Raw genomic sequence first — 16,090 nt, 5'->3', positions numbered from 1 at the left:
CTATTTTACCCCCTATTGTATGATTTTTAAAAATCATCCTATTGTTGTACCCCGCATCACACAATTGTGTGATATTGATAATCATGGTTTTATGTGTTGTGCGACTTTTTTAATTCGATAACTTTATCCCTAGCAAAACATACTTGCTTCAAACCATCAAAAACCAACTATGTCTGTGGAGGATATCATTCCATCCAAATACAAAATTGCCTTCCGAACAACACGGTTGTTGATTCTTTTCGCGCTATTGGGAAGCCAGATGGTCCTTGGACAATCGAAAGAATTGGATAGCCTACGGGCCGTGGTTAGTAACATGCCGGATGACTCCGTTAAATGTGAGACCCATTTAAGAATCGCATATCTGTTGTATGATGGTGAAGAAGCGGTGCAGCAGTCAAAATCTGGTTTGGCCTTGGCCAAAAAATTGGGTAGTCCAAGACTCATTGGAAAGTCGTTTCACCGATTGGGTTGGTGTACCGGTTTTGATGAAATGGATAAAAAGACGGCTTATTTGGATAGCGCTTCGGTCTATTTTTCACGAATCAATGACCTGTATGGATTAGGGAATGTTTATGACACACGCGGGGTAATCCTATTAACATATGGCTCTTTGGAAGATTCAAAGTTAGCCTTTCAACAAGCGTATGATTATTTCGCCCAGATACCCAACGAGGAACGGAAAGCGGGTATATTGAACAATTGGGCCGTTGCGGAATATACTTCTGGGAATGCAGAAGAGGGATTAAAAAAGTACCAAGAAGCTTTGGATTATAGATTGACGGAAAATCCTGTGGCCCATGTGGAGATTGCCAGGCTTTACCAAGGTTTGGGAGAATGCCATAAAATGAAAGGGAACTTGGAATTGGCGGCAACCAACTACTTAAAAGGATATGAACACCGAAAAGATGCAGAGGATGTTGGTGTTGTGGAATCCATGATGAGTATTGTTTCCATGATGTATGATGCTGCGCAAAAGCAAGTGGACACGGTTGCTATTTCGGATGTAATCAAAGCATACGGCTTTGAGAGCTCCACAGATATGATCCAAAAAGCGGAGCAAACCCCAGGGCTTGACGACAGGATCGGACTGAAGAATTATATCATGGATGTGAGGCGGGAACAATTTTTAATGAACAAGAATTATAAGGCCGCCTATGACCTGCTCCTAAAGCAAAAGCAAATGGAGGAAGAATATAAGCTGAGTGAAAGCAGTATTGAGGCCCTGGCCGATATGAAGATAAAATTTGAAAAGGATCAGTTAAAGATCCAATTGCTGGAAGAAGAAGTATTGAACCAAAAAAAACAAGATCACGTGAACATGTTGCTATTCTCTTTGGGAGGACTCTTGTTGATTACATTAGTCGGTTTTTTATATTATAAAAATAGGATGCATACCGCCAAGCTGGAGCTGCATGAGGCACAGCGGGAGCAGCAGATCATTTCCATGCGGTCCATGTTGGAAGGACAGGAAAAGGAACGCACCCGTATTGCAAGGGACCTGCATGATGGATTGGGAAATCTGTTATCGAGTTTAAAAGTGAACATCGGAAGTTTGCAGATCAATTTTGATGACAACAACTCCAAAAAAATATATGTTTCCGCCAGTCAAATGATCGATGAGGCCTGCACCGAAGTCCGAAAGATTGCCCACGAAATGATGCCTCAGTCCCTTAAGAAATTGGGACTCAGAAAGGCCATTGAGGACTTGGTGAAAAAAATGGACGCCATTCATCCTTTCCATGCCGAATTTCAGGTACATGGCACGGAGAAGGTATTTGATGACAATACCAACATCATGATTTTCAGGATTGTACAGGAATCTTTGAACAACATTGTAAAATATGCCGATGCAAAGGAAGTATTGGTACAGATTACCTATAGTGACGACTGGTTTGACCTTACCATTGAAGACGATGGTGTCGGCTTTGACCCGAAAAGTTTAAAAGCAGATAAAGGTATGGGATTGAAAAGCATCGCGTTCAGGACCGAATTTATTGGGGGCACTTTCGACATCAACAGCCGAGAAGGCATGGGAACATTGGTAACCATAAACATTCCATTGAACAAAAAGTACAGTACTTAGCATTTTAAATTGAAAATAGTATGGAAAAGATCAAGGTATTGCTAGCGGACGACCACCAAATCATGTTGGATGGATTAAAGGCCATTTTTGCAAAGGATAGGGAACTGAGCATTGTGGGTACGGCCAGTAATGGTCTTGAAGTTCTGGAGTTTCTCAAAAAAGAACCTGTGGATGTCTTGTTGCTTGATCTACAAATGCCGGTTATGGACGGATTGGAAACCACCATGCACGTGAAAAAATCATACCCGGATGTAAAAGTGATCATGCTCACCACCAATGACGAAGGCAGCATCATCACCTCCCTGTTCAAAATAGGGGCCAATGGGTATTTGCTTAAAAATGCATCCAAGGAATATCTCATCCAAGGAATAAAGGATGCCCATGAAGGCAAAAAGGTCATCAGTTCCCATTTGACCGCTAAAATGATCGAGAGCCTTACCGAAGAACCCAAAATAAAAGAAGGCACGATCCCAATGATCACAAAGCGCGAGATTGAAGTCATCAAATTGATAGCTAAGGAACATACCACACAGGAAATTGCCGATCTGTTGTTTGTTAGCACCAATACGGTAGTGACCCACAAACGCAACCTCTTTGTAAAAATGGATGTGAAAAACTCCGTCGGGATGATCAAAAAAGCCGTGGACTGGGGATTGATCCAATGATGTTGCAAGGCTCTTTGCCAACATCCCAGTAGGATTACTTATTCAATTCTTAGGATAACATCGCACCGCAAACCCCGAAACCAACCACCAACATGACCGCTGCAACAATAAAAAGGATTTTTGCGGTTTTTGGTTTCGACTTTAGTTTTACAATGCCAATGATGAACAATATGATCGGGGTCAACCAATACGCAATCAGCAGAAATATCAACAGTAGTATCATTATTTCATCCATAAGTTGAAGGTTTAAACTGCATTTTCCTTAAGTTTTTCCAAGTAGTCCACTTTCTCATCCCGATAAAATAGGTTCATGGTTTCAAATGGAATTATTTTATTGTCCTTGTTAACGATATGGACACACGACTTTTTTATCGCCCTTACATCAAAGTTATGTGCATCAATAAATTGCATGATGATTATCCTGAACAAATTGTCATACCCAAGATTTGGCGCCTCCACAAAGGGAAGGCAACAGAGTAAACTGTGCAATTTGGACGATGCTTTGTCCGTAGATGTCCCGGTGCTGAATATTTCGAACATTTTTTTATGCAAGGCTTCATCTTGCTCATACACAATGGTATTTTTGCCTTTGTCCAGCAAATCGGCTGGGTTCACATATCTTGTTAGTGGAATATTGTTGCCTTCCAGTTTTAAGACGTAGCCCATTACCAACGCATCAGGGTTACAGGGCACGGGTATTAGATCATCTGGTGTGAAAATGGGTGCTTGTTCCAGAATCTTCCGCCTTACTTCCGTTAGGGTAATCCTATCTTTTTCCGCATCGAAGTTATCCAGCCTGCCCGCAATTTGTGTAGGTTGAAACGTAACGCCCCTTACACATTTTTGTTGAAGGGCATAGTCGATTACCTTCCCGATTTCATGATCGTTCAACCCTTTTTGGAGAGTTACCACCAGTGTGGTTGAAAGATTGAGTTGGTTTAAATGGTCAATGGCCTTCTCCCTGATTTTCTTCAGGTTTGCACCCCTCAACGTTACCAGGGCATATTCCTCGAAGGAATCAAACTGTAGGTAAATTTCAAAGTCGGGCGAGTAGCTTTTTAACCGTTTTGCAAATTCAAAATCCTTGGCAATTGCCAACCCATTGGTGTTTACCATAATATGCTTTATGGGTAGGGTTTTGGCATAATCGAGGATTTCAAAAAATTGAGGGTGTATGGTGGGTTCACCCCCGCTGATCTGCACCACATCCGGTTCCTTTTCGTTAGCCACAATGGTATCCAGCATGGTTTTTACTTCTTCAAAGGTTCTATGTCTTCCATACGTTGGGGAAGAACCAGCATAGCAAGTGGGACATGTAAGATTACATCGGTCCGTAATTTCAATGATGGTTAGGCAGGAGTGTTGCTCGTGATCCGGACAAAGTCCACAGTCATACGGACACCCATAATGAGTTTTTGTATTGAATTTATAGGGCGTTTCGGAAGGCTTGTTATAGTTTCGGATGTTTTTATAATACTCAATATCATCAGCCAGTAAAACTTTTGAGTTACCATGTTCAGGACATCTCTTTAGCATGTAGACCTTTCCATCTTCGAAAACAATTTTGGCATCAATGCGCTTCAGGCATTCCGGACAAAGGCTGATGGTATAATCGTAATAGGTATATTTTCTAGTAGGCATTTCTAACCAATTTATTTAACGTGGGCAGGTAATACAACCAACACACTATACAAAGCCATTGAATACTACTCAATCCCAAAACGTAAAAAACATTGGGTTTCAGGAACTCTATAAAGAAACGAAATCCAAAGTACGCCAACATAAAAACCTTGAAAAGTAATCCATTTTCCCGTTCAAGGTAATTCGAAAATCGCTTCAAAAGGACAAACAGAAGTATTAAAAATACCATTTCATATAGTGAGGTTGGGTGCCTTAGCAATCCATCGCCCAAGTTCATCCCTGTAAAAAAATGGGTTTCCTTACCATAGGTGAATTCATTGGTGCCACTTAAAAAACAGCCTAAACGGCCAATAAGGATTCCTAATATAATTGGAAAAGTGAAAAGGTCCCCCGAAGATTGCTTTTCATGGATTATTTTTTTTGATAATTCAACACCAATCAATCCGCCAAACAAGCCTCCCATTATTGACTTTGTATTGAGCAACTGCAGCATGTTAACGGTGTTCATTGAAATCATCGGATTTTCCAAAAATCCCATAAGTCTTGATCCGATAAAGGCGCCAGCAATGGCACCGAGTATAATCGAAAGCCTGTTCCCGTTCGATATGTTGTCTTGGGACAACCTTCGTAACCGCACATAATATCTGAATCCAATAAAGAAAGCCAGATATTCCAATATAAGATGGATATTGATCTTAATTCCGAAAAGGGAAGGCTCGAAGGGTATGGTCAAAGTATTGATTGTTTATTGGAACATTTATAAATGTAGAGTTTTTCCATTTATCAAGAATTCTGGTTCTGGTGAAAAGAACAGTAGTCACGTAGCTTTGAAAATCCTTCTATTACAGTTACAAAATGCCCGGTACAAAGCCCTGTGAGGATACATAAGGAATTTTCATCCCTAAAATTCTGGATACTTCTACAATCTCTTACACAAAAGCTGTTGCTGGACACAAAGTTCATTGTCTTCCATGAATTGAACTGCTTTAAATACTTAAACCAAACCCCGCCTCCTTGCTTTTTGCACGGCCTCCAATTTGTTATGCACCTGTAGCTTTTTGTAGATATTCTCGATGTGCTTCCGTACTGTGCTGGGCGAAAGGAAGAGATTGTTGGCAATGATCGTGTAGCTAAGTCCCTCTGCCAGTTGTTCCAATACTTCCAGCTCCCTTGTGCTAAGTTCGACTCCATCCTCCTTTGTGGATAAAGATCCCTGTCGTTCGGGGTATCGCAATAGCTTTAACGTCTTCACCGCAATGGATGGGCTCATGGCGGCACCCCCGCCCATGGTCTCCGTTATAGCATCGTGTAGTTTGTCCGCCTCTATTTCCTTCAATAAATAGCCATCGGCCCCTGCTTGGATAGCATTGAAGATATTCTCATCATTGTCAAAAACGGTAAGCATGAGAACCTTAATATGCGGATATCTTTGTTTTATGATGTTCACGGTCTCTATCCCGTCCAATATGGGCATTTCAATGTCCATGAGTACTAGGTCCACGTTATGGTTTTTTTCCAGCCTGGCCAATAGTTCACTTCCATTGTACACCATCAATTTGATGTCCAAGTCTCCATAATCGGCAAGTTTTTCATGGATGGCCCTTGCCAAAAAAGTATTGTCGTCCACTATTGCCAACTTGATCTTGCCCATCGCTTTGTCTTTGAGTTTACACGTTCACCTTTAGCTCCACCTTGGTGCCTTTTTCCGGTACACTTGTTTGGCTAAAATCAATGCCTGCTTTCTGCGCCCTATTTTGCATGATGTGGAGTCCGTTTCCTGTTGATCCTTTTGTCGTATCGAATCCTTTACCAAAATCTTCGATTACGATCTCGACCTGATTTTCCAACTCTGTAAACGTTACGACTATCTCGGGGCTTTCCGAATGCTTCACAGCATTGTTGACGGATTCTTGGATGATCCTGAACAGGTTCATTCCCACAAAGGCATTGAGCACCTTGTCGGAAGGATTTCCCTCGGTACGCACTATGATTTTATTGTCTGTGGCCTCATGGACGGTCGCGGCCAATTGTTGGGTACGTTCCTGAATGTCTTCCAAACTGATCTCGTCCTTGTTCATGGCCCATATCGTATCCCGTAGTTCGGAGATGGTGACCAATGAAAATTGTTTCATTTGGGTGAGCTTTTCCATGAGGAAAACCTCTCCCTTGTCAATCCCTCTTTTGGCGGAATCGGTTATCGATGTGAGGTACGTGAGTTGGGAACCGATATTGTCGTGCAGGTCACGGGCAATGCGAATACGCTGCTCCTTCAGGTTCTCCTGCGCCTTGGCTTCGGCCATGGCCTTTTCCAGAGCGGTCTCACTTGCCATGTTCCTTGCTTTTATTTTTTGTTCACGGAACACCACAAAACCTACAATCAATAGTATTGCCAAAAGACCGCCACTGCCCATCAGCATATTGTTTCGCTTTTTTATGGACAATTCGTTTTCTACCAGCTCGTTCTGTTGGCGAAGGATTTCGTTCTCCTTTTGTTCGGTCTCATACTTTTCCTTTAGGTTGAGCATTTCCCGTGCTTTTTCCGAAAAGTAGAGGCTATCCCTTGCCGCTTTGTGCTTTTGATGATACTGATATGCTTTTTTGAAATCTGGCTTTTCTTCATAAATCAACGACAAAGTCTTGGAAAGCACATCTATGCCTGGAAGAAATTCGATTTGCTCCGCTTCTGCATAGGTAGCCAAGGCCAATTCTTCGGCCCTGTTTACTTTACCCTGTTTAAGATATATATTGGCTAAATCATTTTTTAAAGAAATCTGGGCCAAACGCTCCCCCCTTTCCTCTTGAAGGGCTATGGCCTGATTATAATAAAGTTCTGCAGCATCAAAATTTCCAAGGCCCCAACTTGCCAAGGCCATGTTCGTTAACGGATAAGCTTTATCCAACCTTGCGCCGATGGTGTCATAGCCCTCCAACGACTTTTTGGCATAGTCAAATGCCTCATCAAACTGTTTTTTTTCGAGATAAGCCGCAGCCACACTGTTATAGCTCACCGCCACAAAATAATCGTTCCCTATCTTCCTGTACATATCCGATGCCTTCAGGTAGTATTCCAAAGACAGGTCCGGTTCTTGAATCAACTTGTACCTGTTTCCCAGATTCAGATAGGACCCCGCAATCCAAATACTATCCTTTCCCGCAATAAAGTTCTCCAAGGCCTTGAACTGAAATGCTACAGAAGTGTCAAATTCAGTAAGGGCCTCATAAGCATTGGACATGTTGGTATAGAGACTTCCCAATACATAGTATTCTTTTGAATTTTCCAGAATGGGCTTGGCTTTCATATGATACTCCAATGCTTCTTTAGGTCTGCCAGCATCCCATGAAAGAATACCATATACCATCCAGATCCTTGCCCGATAATAATCGTCATCCAATGCATCTGCTTCCTTAAAAGCCAAGTCGACATAATATCTGACACTGTCCACATTTATGGAACGAAACTTCATTCCGACGTCCTTAAGGGCCAACACTTTTTCTCCGCCCTCTTTAATGGCCACAGTGTCCTTGAGCATTTTGAGCTCTTCCTCTAGGGTTTGGGCACTCAATGTGGTATGGAACATCCCTGACAGCACTAATACCGTCAAGGATGTAAGAAGTTGTTTTATCGAAGACATTTTTTAAAAATAGATAAATTTTCGGGCCTTATGACGCTTGTCCTTTCAAAATTAATCGGCCTTGTCCGCCAGTTTTTCCACAACGGCATCCAAATAGGCATCCAACCCTTTTTGGGCACCTTCCAAATATTTCTTCGGATCACACTTTACAATGGAAAAATTGGACTTTTCCTGATGGTCCACACTCCAGACCCTAAGCACTCCCCAATCGGTTCCCAGTTTGTCCCTGTCCGGAGTTTGGGCCACATCAAATTTTTGTCTTTCCATGACCCCAGTGACTTCAACCCCTCCCCGCGGGACAAAATGCCCCATATCAAACATTATACTGCTTTCCTCGCTGATCACAAAAGTGGTCTCCGCCTTTACCCTGGCATTTCCCGCGTGTCGGTTCAAAGTTCTTGAAACCTCGCTTTGGCTATCCTCAAAAACATTGACCACCAAAATAACTTTGTTGAAGATAAAATCGGTTTTCTGGTTCACTACCCGGCTTTCGGTATTCCCAGCATAATCGGCAAAGCCGGCGAGGGGTATTTGATCTTTGCCCATAGTCCTAAACGGTACCACAAACTTCTGGGTGGTGGGCCGTGTGAGAATGATACCGAATTCTTTCCCTTTTTCAGGTCCTTGACCTGCGACCAGTTCCCATCTGCTCTCACGGTTCTTGTCATAGGCCTTGTTGTTCCATAGTTCTTCAATCGGGGCAATCTCAAAGCCCTTTGATTTCAAATCCTCCACATAGTCCTGATAGAGTTGATCTGTCAACTTTTGAAGGTCGTCTGGATTGAGTCCGTCAAGCACCAAGGTAAGGGATGCTTTTGCGTCACCTTTGAGCCCCCCTCTCCATAGCTTGCCCCCTTTTTTGGAATCCTCAAGGTTAAGGGCGGTTTGGTAATTGACCTGAAAATCGGAGATCATCACCTTTTTGGGACTTTTTCTGTAGCTGAGGTTGGCAGGACCAAGCGTTTTGATCTTTACTTCTCCCACAGTTTGGGCGGAAACGGTAAGGATGGCAAATAGGATCAGTGCCATCAAAAAAGCTACTTTTTTCATTTGATTTTAAAGTTTGTATTGTTATATCTCATTAAGACAAACATAGGCCCCAACCCTACGACAATCAATACGGCAATTGACGTAAAGTGCCTTCATACCATCCTTGGTCACAAGTCAAAATAAAAATAGCTGAGGAAGCAAACGCCACATGCGGCCCAAATCAGAATGGCATTGATCCGACGAAGCTTCGGATTCAAGTTCTTGGACATGGTGTACAAGTGCAAACCAATGGACAGCAATAGTACCGGCAAACTGATATACAGGTTAAAGAGATAGAACCACAACCAACCGGTGCAAAACGCCCAAGTGGCCAAAGCGGAGGTCAACGGAGGAATATAACGGTCCATGCGCCCCACCGATTCGTCCGGAAAATGGAAATACAGAAAGGTGGAAAGCAACACCATTGGCCCAATCAATGCAATCAACAAAAAAACAATCCCTATCATAAGTCATCGGTTTGGTGGTATGGCACTATACCAGATAAAATTCCTCTTGGTCCATGGTCAACAAGCTAATGGGCCTGTTTCCATATTGCGTCATAAAAATGGTGATACCGTCCCCTACGGAAAGTTTGTCGTACAACACTGTATTCACTGTGATTGTTCCTTGAGTAGTCCGTATAGCGTTCGAGTTGGACCTTCGGTTGGAGGTGATGGTAAGTTTGTCCATTATCTTCCCTGAGATGCGATGTTTTATCCCGCGCCGTAAATCGATGGCAGTGGTCCCGACCATATACGCGATGATGCCAAAAAAGAACAGGCAAAAACCGATGAACACATACATCACCACCGTATCCCCTGCAAAACTGGTCTTGAAATCCTTGAACACAAAGGAAATGAACAACAGAAACATCCCAATCACCACCACAGGGAACACCAACATGGCGAACAATTGTTGTCTGAGTTTTTTGATATCGGCGGGCTCTAAGGGTAAATGCTCCTTTACTGGCATTGAAAATGTCTTTTTGAGAAGGATATCAATACCCCGTATAGATGAAGGGTGCCCAAAAATACGGATGGGTCTGGTCCCCATATACCCCTGCAATAAAATTACGCTTCACTTGGGCCAAGGCCGTTGGTGTGGCCATACTTTTATTGAACATCCTATCATAGAGTTCCACACTCAAAAACATGGTTCCCGAATCGCTCACACTCCACAGGGAAGTCAAGGTGCTGCTCACCCCCGCATTGAAAAGGGCCTGGTTGAGTCCCTTGATACCATCGCCCGGTGACTCAATGCCCAAGGCGGTCTGGCAGGCGCTAAGCATTACAAAATCGATGGGGAGGTTCAGTTTTTCCACTTCACCCACGACCAACATGCCATCTTCCCCATCCACAGGTTTAGGCTTTACGGTCATGGCGAAGGCGCTCAAATCAAATACATATGGGTGCACACTGGCATGACTGGAAAGATGGAGTGCCCTATACTTGCCCAGTTCGTTGGCCCGGCTCATCCGCTTGAGTTCGTTCTCGGTCATCATCTCATCAAGGCGTGTATCCGTAAGCGGTACCTTTTTCTTGATCAACACCACTTCATGTCTTCCCCCTTCCAAAAAGCCCATGGGCTCATCACTTTGAAACGTGGCAAAGGCATAGTCCAAGGGCAGTCCCTTTTCCAGATCTTCCCGCACCCGGTACCGCAACTTTTCAAGGTCGCCAATGGAGCTTAAAGGGGCCTTGGGAGCTGAATGCAGGGCATAGGTAGCCCCTCCAAAGGCCAAAACATTTTTCTCGAACTTCTTTTTGGGTTGTTTTCTAAGGCTGTACAACAAAGAGGCACTCGGAATGTAACCCATCTCGAACCGCTCGGCCAGATAACGCCCTTGCCAATCCATCAGAGCATCAAAAGGAATGGTCCCTATCAATCCTTCAGGACTTATGGTAAGCTTGGTGACACCCTGCAATTTATCCTCCAACCCGTCGATGAAAGTGATATAAAATCGACGGAGCAGGTCCGGCATCTTCTCCTTTTGATAGAACACATATTGCCCATCGACCACCTTGGCCTCCATATGTTTGCGAAGGTATTGGGTCATCAGTTTGAATTCCCCAAGGGCAAACATACCGTCCTTTCTTGTCTTCTTGCCATTCAGGTAGTCCAGATTGGGTTGGCGAAATTCATTCTTGGCCATTTCCTTTTCCAGTGCGATGAGTTCCTTGTCATTTTCCAACATATCGGCAAAGGCCCCAGCGGATCTATTATACTTTATGGTGACATCATTCTTGCGTACCAAGCACATCAGATAGGTGCCTTCGTAGGTGGTTCCTTTGGAAACATCGATAAAGGACAGATAGGCCTCGTTGGCTCCCAACACGGCCTGAAGTTCTTTCAATGGGAGTTGTTTGAAGGTACTCCTTTTATCGTTCAAAAGGGAATAGGATCGGTTGGATTCGATGACGTCATAGATCTTATCAAACTGCCGGGTCTCATAATAGGAGGCGGCCAAATTACCGTTTATCCGTTGGAACTTGTCCAAATATCCTCTTTGGGCCAAGATGGACAGTCCTTCCAGTATTTTAATTTCCTCTTCTTTCGCTTTTTCAAATTGATGAGCGGCTTCGGTATATTTTTTAAGTCCTACCAATGCTACGCCGTCATTATAGGCATTGCCTGTTAAGGCCACATCTCCTTCACCAAGAATATTTTCCGTAGCGGACAGTCCATCCGTCACAAAAGCAACGTAAGGCTGATCTTGCATCCCAGGAATTTTTAGGAACTCCTGGGCCTTTTGACGTATGGCCTTGCCTTTTTCCACATCTTTGTTGAAGGCGTAGGCACGGATCAACACATAATACGCTTCGGCGATGTATTCAGGCGATTTCAGCTTGGGCAACAGATTGACGTAGCCATCCGCTATTTGGGCTGCCTCGTCATGTTTTTGCTGCCCGGTAAGTGCCAGGACCGTATAGAAATACGTTTTCGCCAGTGTGGCCGTTGAGGGTGCCTTTCCTTTGAGTTGATCGATCATGAAGCTACTGGAGGACAACACCTTATCCCACCGTTTTAAAGCCGTCTGCACCCGTGCCAATCTTAAAAAAGCCCTGTATCTGGAGGGCAAGGAATAGTTTTTCTGGTCAAAAACGATTTTTTCCAAATGCGGCTCCAATTTCTGTCCAAAGGAAAAATTGACCTTTTCCGACAACTGGGCCATATAGGCCAAGGCATCGACATATAGTGCACTCGAGATTTTCCCCTCTTCCACCATTTTTCCGGCATTCACCCAATCGATCAGTATTTTTTCGGCGATCGCATTTTGGGCAATACCTTCATAGGTGGCCCCTAGACTTGAGCCCAGGCTTTCAAAAGTGGCCTTGGCCCTTATCATGCTCTGTTCTTCATAGTTGGAAAGCATTTCCTTGGCCTTTTGAACCGTTCCCGATAAGTGGGGATAATTGGCCAAAGAGTTCACATAACCGCTCAATGCCTGTTTGTCCCGTTGCATGGTCGCCTGATCCTGGCCCACGGCCTGCATGTTCTCCAAAAACAGTTTTGCCTCATTGGGTCTATTAGCAAATACCGCATGGATAAACCCATAATACCCGGTCTCGGGATTGTAACTATCAAAAGCCATGGCCCATTGGGAGAACATTACTGCATCATCGGGTTTGTTGTTGCCGTATAGGGCACTGGCCACCCAACCAAAGGTTTTGGAATTTTCAGGATACGTTTCCAACAGTTCCCCTGCGGTGGACAATCGGGAATTGTTGTTCTTCGATCTGCCCGCTTCCAAAAAAGCGGCATAGCTGGGATGGGACGTGGGATCGTTTGGCGGAATGGTCACTTGTGACCAACAAAGTACATGGGTGAATATGAACGTCAAAAAGATAGAATATCGCATGGTATGTTCTTAGGTTGGAGGACTAGGTTTTGAAAGTCTAAAAGGAAGTTGTTGGTTGGCCATCCCTGTATATGGCGGACTCATGGGTATTGTTCTGGTTCTTTTTTAAGTATTGACCATTTATGGTACCATTTTGCATTTGCATGATCTCCCTGCTTCCATCAAAATGCCATATCATTTGGAGACCATCAACAATACCCTCCGAGAATTCAGAAAAAATGATTTTTCTCTCGGACATCAGAAACTGCATGGTCATGCCATGCATATTCCCATTTTTCCAATTGCTGTAAATGGCATCGTTGCCATTGACCTTGACCCCCTTGCCGTTTTCGCAGTTACCCATCACACATGGCATAGTGCCTGTGGTAACCAACGGACTGTTGCTGACATGCTTGTCATTTTGGTAGTCTTTATACTCATATCCAGCTTTGTTCCTGATGACATGTAATTCCTCTCTTTTCCCATCCACGAACAGGCCGAAGGCATACATGTTCCCTTCGCTCTCATAACTGAAAAGACCGTTTTTCTTTCCATTTTTGAACGTGCCCCAATAGTTACCAAAGTCGCCTGTCTGATTGCCTATACCTGATAGAAGCTGATTCTCGTGGAAGCCGACCTGATAACCAATTTCCTTATTGCCATCTAAAAGTGTTGCGAAGCCATATCCGTTTTGGCAATCGCCTTTGACACATTGTATGCTTTGTTGGGCAGTTGAAGCGAATGTTGCAAGTGCCACAAAAGCCAAAATCAATGTAAATTTTCCCATGGGATTGGTTGTTAAAATGGTTGTTGCACAAACCTAACGGGAAAAACAAATCGGCTCAATACGGCAATTGACCTATTTATGAGAAATGAAAATGTGTGAAACATGGTGCGGTAGGGCAAACAGCATAGCTCTATCAACGATAGAAGGAGTTAGTAAGAGCTTATTGGAAAAGGAAAAAGTAGCCTCGGCAAGAATCGAACTTGCATCTAAAGTTTAGGAAACTTCTATTCTATCCATTGAACTACGAGGCCATTCCTAAAATGGACTGCAAAAATATGCTTTTTTGAACAACTTTGCCCTATTTCATGATATTTTGCCTTAATGAAAAAGCTTTAACTGACCGTTCGTTTTTTTTCTTCTTCCACCAATATCTTTTGCAAATATGCCCTTGATAGTGGCTTGTCCACATAACCCGCAATCAGTTGATGGCGTTTAGCTATGGTTCGGTCGCTGGTATTGGTAAAGGCCGAAAGTACATATATACTGGGCAGTGGGTGATCGTGGAACATATTCTGGAAATTTTCAAGAAAATCCCATCCGTTCATACCATCCATCACCAAATCCAGAAAGATAATATCGGGCAACCTGTTGTGTTCCTCTGCAAAGTCCAAGCATGACTTTAAACCCTCTTCGCCACTGGAACAGGTAATGATATCAAAATCTCCCGGGGATTGTTGGATGCAATAGCGTGTGGCAAACTGCGACACCAGATCATCGTCTATAATGCACGTGGTTAATTTCATTATGGGACATTTAAGTAAGATATGGGACCGACAAAGCTATACGGATGCCCCCAACAAACCTTCCAAAATCGTTGTTCTGACCAAATATCCCGTTGAGAAAACCTTAATGGGGCAATTTATCCCTCAAAATTCCATACACAAAGGCTCCCAGAACCGCACCAAAAAGAACGATGAGAATGGCCCAATATCCAGCACCGGCCAAAATGTAAATGGGTCCCGGGCATGCACCGGCCAAGGCCCATCCCAATCCGAAAAGGGTTCCACCCACAATATATCGAGTGAACGATCTTTCCTTATCCTGAATATGTATAGACTCCCCAAAAAAAGATTTAACCTTGGATCTTTTGATCCACTGCACCAAAACAATCCCAACCGCCAATGCAGAGCCAATAATGCCGTACATGTGGAACGAATCGAACTGGAACATTTCATAAATGCGGAACCAAGAGGCCGCTTCCGACTTGTAAAGGATTACCCCTAAAAAGGTACCTACCATGATGTACAATACACTTTTCATGATCTAAAAATTAAAGGAAACACTATATGGACCATGATGAGACCGCCTATAAAAAAGCCGATTACGGCAATCAGCGAGGGTCGTTGTAGGTTGCTCAATCCTGAAATGGCATGGCCCGAAGTACACCCTCCGGCATACCTTGTACCGAAGCCGACCAAAAAACCGGCCACTAATAGGATAATCCAGACCGAAGGCTTGGACAAGGCTTCCAGACTGAACAATTCGGTTGGCAAATAAGCAGTACCTGCGCTTTCAAAACCGAGTCCGTTCAGTTTGGCAACGGTCTTTTCAGAAATTTGAACGGCAGGATTGGGGGATAACAGATGGGCACCCAAAAAACCCCCAATAACGGAGCCCAATACCACCAAAAGGTTCCATCTTCGGGATTTAAGGTCCACCTTAAAATAATCCACAAACTTGCCCGCGCCACCTATCGTGCAGAACGTCTCCAGGTTGGAGGACATGCCAAAGCGTTTGCCCATGAGGATCAAAACCGTCATGACCAAGGCTATAAGGGGCCCCGCTATGTACCAGGGCCAAGATTGATAAAGCATTTTCTCGGTTTTTAAACAAAAATGGAGAAAATGCTTTGAATTACAAACTTAGTTACCGTTTAACAGCATTTTTTGTCGGAATCGGGAACCCCGAATTTTTTTAGGATGTCTTCCAAAAGACACCATTTGGTCAAGGAAGATTGCAACAAATTGACCCCGACAAAGGCCGTAAACCATAACCAATTGATGTTCACATAAATGGCCAAGGCCAAACTTATCAAGATAAAGGTACCTGCGACCCCTCTTACGATTCTATTTCTCATATGTTTCTCTTAAACAGTTCTTTGTACCGGAAGCTCCACGGCCCTGATCGGGTTGGTGGTTTCACTTCCCTCATTGAATTCTTTTAACAATTTGAAAACCTCGGTGACTTTCTCCTCTTCGCAGAAAGAGAAAAACAGATTGGATGCGGCACCACCCTTTTCACTTGGAAACCAGCTACTGGTATACAACAAGGGGGATGCACTTTTATATCCGTCAATGTCCGAACCACTAAAGCTCTCTATACCGGCTTTCTTAAAAATTTTGAGGACTTCTTTTTTATACTCCTCTACCGTGGTAACAATGATCATTTTCATGGGTTTATTTTTTTTCGATGGTC

17 protein-coding genes and 1 tRNA gene are annotated in these 16,090 nt (G+C 43.6%); 2 read left to right on the top strand and 16 right to left on the bottom strand.

The window, feature by feature from the left end:
- Positions 1-169: 169 nt before the first annotated feature.
- Both GTK07_RS03880 and GTK07_RS03875 read left to right on the top strand, forming a co-directional pair.
- Positions 170-2,083: an ATP-binding protein gene (locus tag GTK07_RS03880; RefSeq protein ID WP_163633171.1), complete on the top strand. Its 1,914-nt coding sequence runs from the start codon at positions 170-172 to the stop codon at positions 2,081-2,083.
- A 20-nt stretch (positions 2,084-2,103) separates the two neighbouring features.
- On the top strand, positions 2,104-2,748 hold the full coding sequence (locus GTK07_RS03875) for a response regulator (RefSeq protein ID WP_163633169.1): 645 nt from the start codon (positions 2,104-2,106) through the stop codon (positions 2,746-2,748).
- Positions 2,749-2,797: 49 nt separating this feature from the next.
- Here the strand turns inward: GTK07_RS03875 and GTK07_RS03870 are convergent, their stop codons facing one another.
- From GTK07_RS03870 to GTK07_RS03795, 16 genes are all read right to left on the bottom strand, one after another.
- Positions 2,798-2,983, bottom strand: coding sequence for a hypothetical protein (locus GTK07_RS03870; RefSeq protein ID WP_163633167.1), 186 nt, complete (start codon positions 2,981-2,983; stop codon positions 2,798-2,800).
- Positions 2,984-2,994: 11 nt separating this feature from the next.
- A complete protein-coding gene (locus GTK07_RS03865) occupies positions 2,995-4,389 on the bottom strand; it encodes a radical SAM protein (protein ID WP_163633165.1) in 1,395 nt (464 codons plus the stop codon).
- The gene (locus GTK07_RS03860) at positions 4,379-5,122 is read right to left on the bottom strand and encodes a prolipoprotein diacylglyceryl transferase (protein ID WP_163633163.1); all 744 of its coding nucleotides are present in this window, start codon (positions 5,120-5,122) and stop codon (positions 4,379-4,381) included. The genes GTK07_RS03865 and GTK07_RS03860 overlap by 11 nt, the downstream gene beginning before the upstream one ends.
- Before the next feature lie 261 nt (positions 5,123-5,383).
- Positions 5,384-6,040, bottom strand: a complete 657-nt coding sequence (locus GTK07_RS03855; RefSeq protein WP_163633161.1) for a response regulator — start codon at positions 6,038-6,040, stop codon at positions 5,384-5,386.
- Positions 6,041-6,056: 16 nt separating this feature from the next.
- Entirely contained in the window at positions 6,057-7,991 is a 1,935-nt protein-coding gene (locus GTK07_RS03850) for a tetratricopeptide repeat-containing sensor histidine kinase (RefSeq protein WP_163633159.1), read from the bottom strand.
- Between the two features lie 81 nt (positions 7,992-8,072).
- Positions 8,073-9,071, bottom strand: a complete 999-nt coding sequence (locus GTK07_RS03845) for a hypothetical protein (protein ID WP_163633157.1) — start codon at positions 9,069-9,071, stop codon at positions 8,073-8,075.
- Positions 9,072-9,178: 107 nt separating this feature from the next.
- The gene (locus GTK07_RS03840; RefSeq protein WP_163633155.1) at positions 9,179-9,517 is read right to left on the bottom strand and encodes a hypothetical protein; all 339 of its coding nucleotides are present in this window, start codon (positions 9,515-9,517) and stop codon (positions 9,179-9,181) included.
- 25 nt (positions 9,518-9,542) lie between these two features.
- A complete protein-coding gene (locus GTK07_RS03835; protein WP_163633153.1) occupies positions 9,543-10,022 on the bottom strand; it encodes a hypothetical protein in 480 nt (159 codons plus the stop codon).
- A 25-nt stretch (positions 10,023-10,047) separates the two neighbouring features.
- On the bottom strand, positions 10,048-12,909 hold the full coding sequence (locus GTK07_RS03830; RefSeq protein ID WP_163633151.1) for a CHAT domain-containing protein: 2,862 nt from the start codon (positions 12,907-12,909) through the stop codon (positions 10,048-10,050).
- A 37-nt stretch (positions 12,910-12,946) separates the two neighbouring features.
- Positions 12,947-13,675 carry an MORN repeat-containing protein gene (locus GTK07_RS03825; protein WP_163633149.1) on the bottom strand — a complete coding sequence of 243 codons (729 nt, stop codon included), beginning with the start codon at positions 13,673-13,675 and terminating at the stop codon, positions 12,947-12,949.
- Between the two features lie 179 nt (positions 13,676-13,854).
- Positions 13,855-13,926: transfer RNA gene (locus tag GTK07_RS03820), tRNA-Arg, on the bottom strand.
- Positions 13,927-14,007: 81 nt separating this feature from the next.
- Positions 14,008-14,418 (bottom strand): response regulator, encoded by a 411-nt coding sequence (locus GTK07_RS03815; RefSeq protein ID WP_163633147.1) that lies wholly within the window; start codon positions 14,416-14,418, stop codon positions 14,008-14,010.
- A 103-nt stretch (positions 14,419-14,521) separates the two neighbouring features.
- Positions 14,522-14,935 carry a DUF6691 family protein gene (locus GTK07_RS03810; RefSeq protein WP_163633145.1) on the bottom strand — a complete coding sequence of 138 codons (414 nt, stop codon included), beginning with the start codon at positions 14,933-14,935 and terminating at the stop codon, positions 14,522-14,524.
- A complete protein-coding gene (locus GTK07_RS03805) occupies positions 14,932-15,489 on the bottom strand; it encodes a YeeE/YedE family protein (protein WP_163633143.1) in 558 nt (185 codons plus the stop codon). The genes GTK07_RS03810 and GTK07_RS03805 overlap by 4 nt, the downstream gene beginning before the upstream one ends.
- 59 nt (positions 15,490-15,548) lie before the next feature.
- The gene (locus GTK07_RS03800; RefSeq protein ID WP_163633141.1) at positions 15,549-15,752 is read right to left on the bottom strand and encodes a YgaP family membrane protein; all 204 of its coding nucleotides are present in this window, start codon (positions 15,750-15,752) and stop codon (positions 15,549-15,551) included.
- A gap of 9 nt (positions 15,753-15,761) precedes the next feature.
- Complete coding sequence (locus GTK07_RS03795) at positions 15,762-16,067, bottom strand: hypothetical protein (protein WP_163633139.1); 306 nt, start codon at positions 16,065-16,067, stop codon at positions 15,762-15,764.
- Positions 16,068-16,090 lie beyond the last annotated feature (23 nt).

The sequence above is a fragment of the Flagellimonas sediminis genome, from assembly GCF_010500845.1.
Taxonomy (GTDB): domain Bacteria; phylum Bacteroidota; class Bacteroidia; order Flavobacteriales; family Flavobacteriaceae; genus Flagellimonas; species Flagellimonas sediminis.
This window is presented reverse-complemented; position numbering and strand designations above follow the sequence as displayed.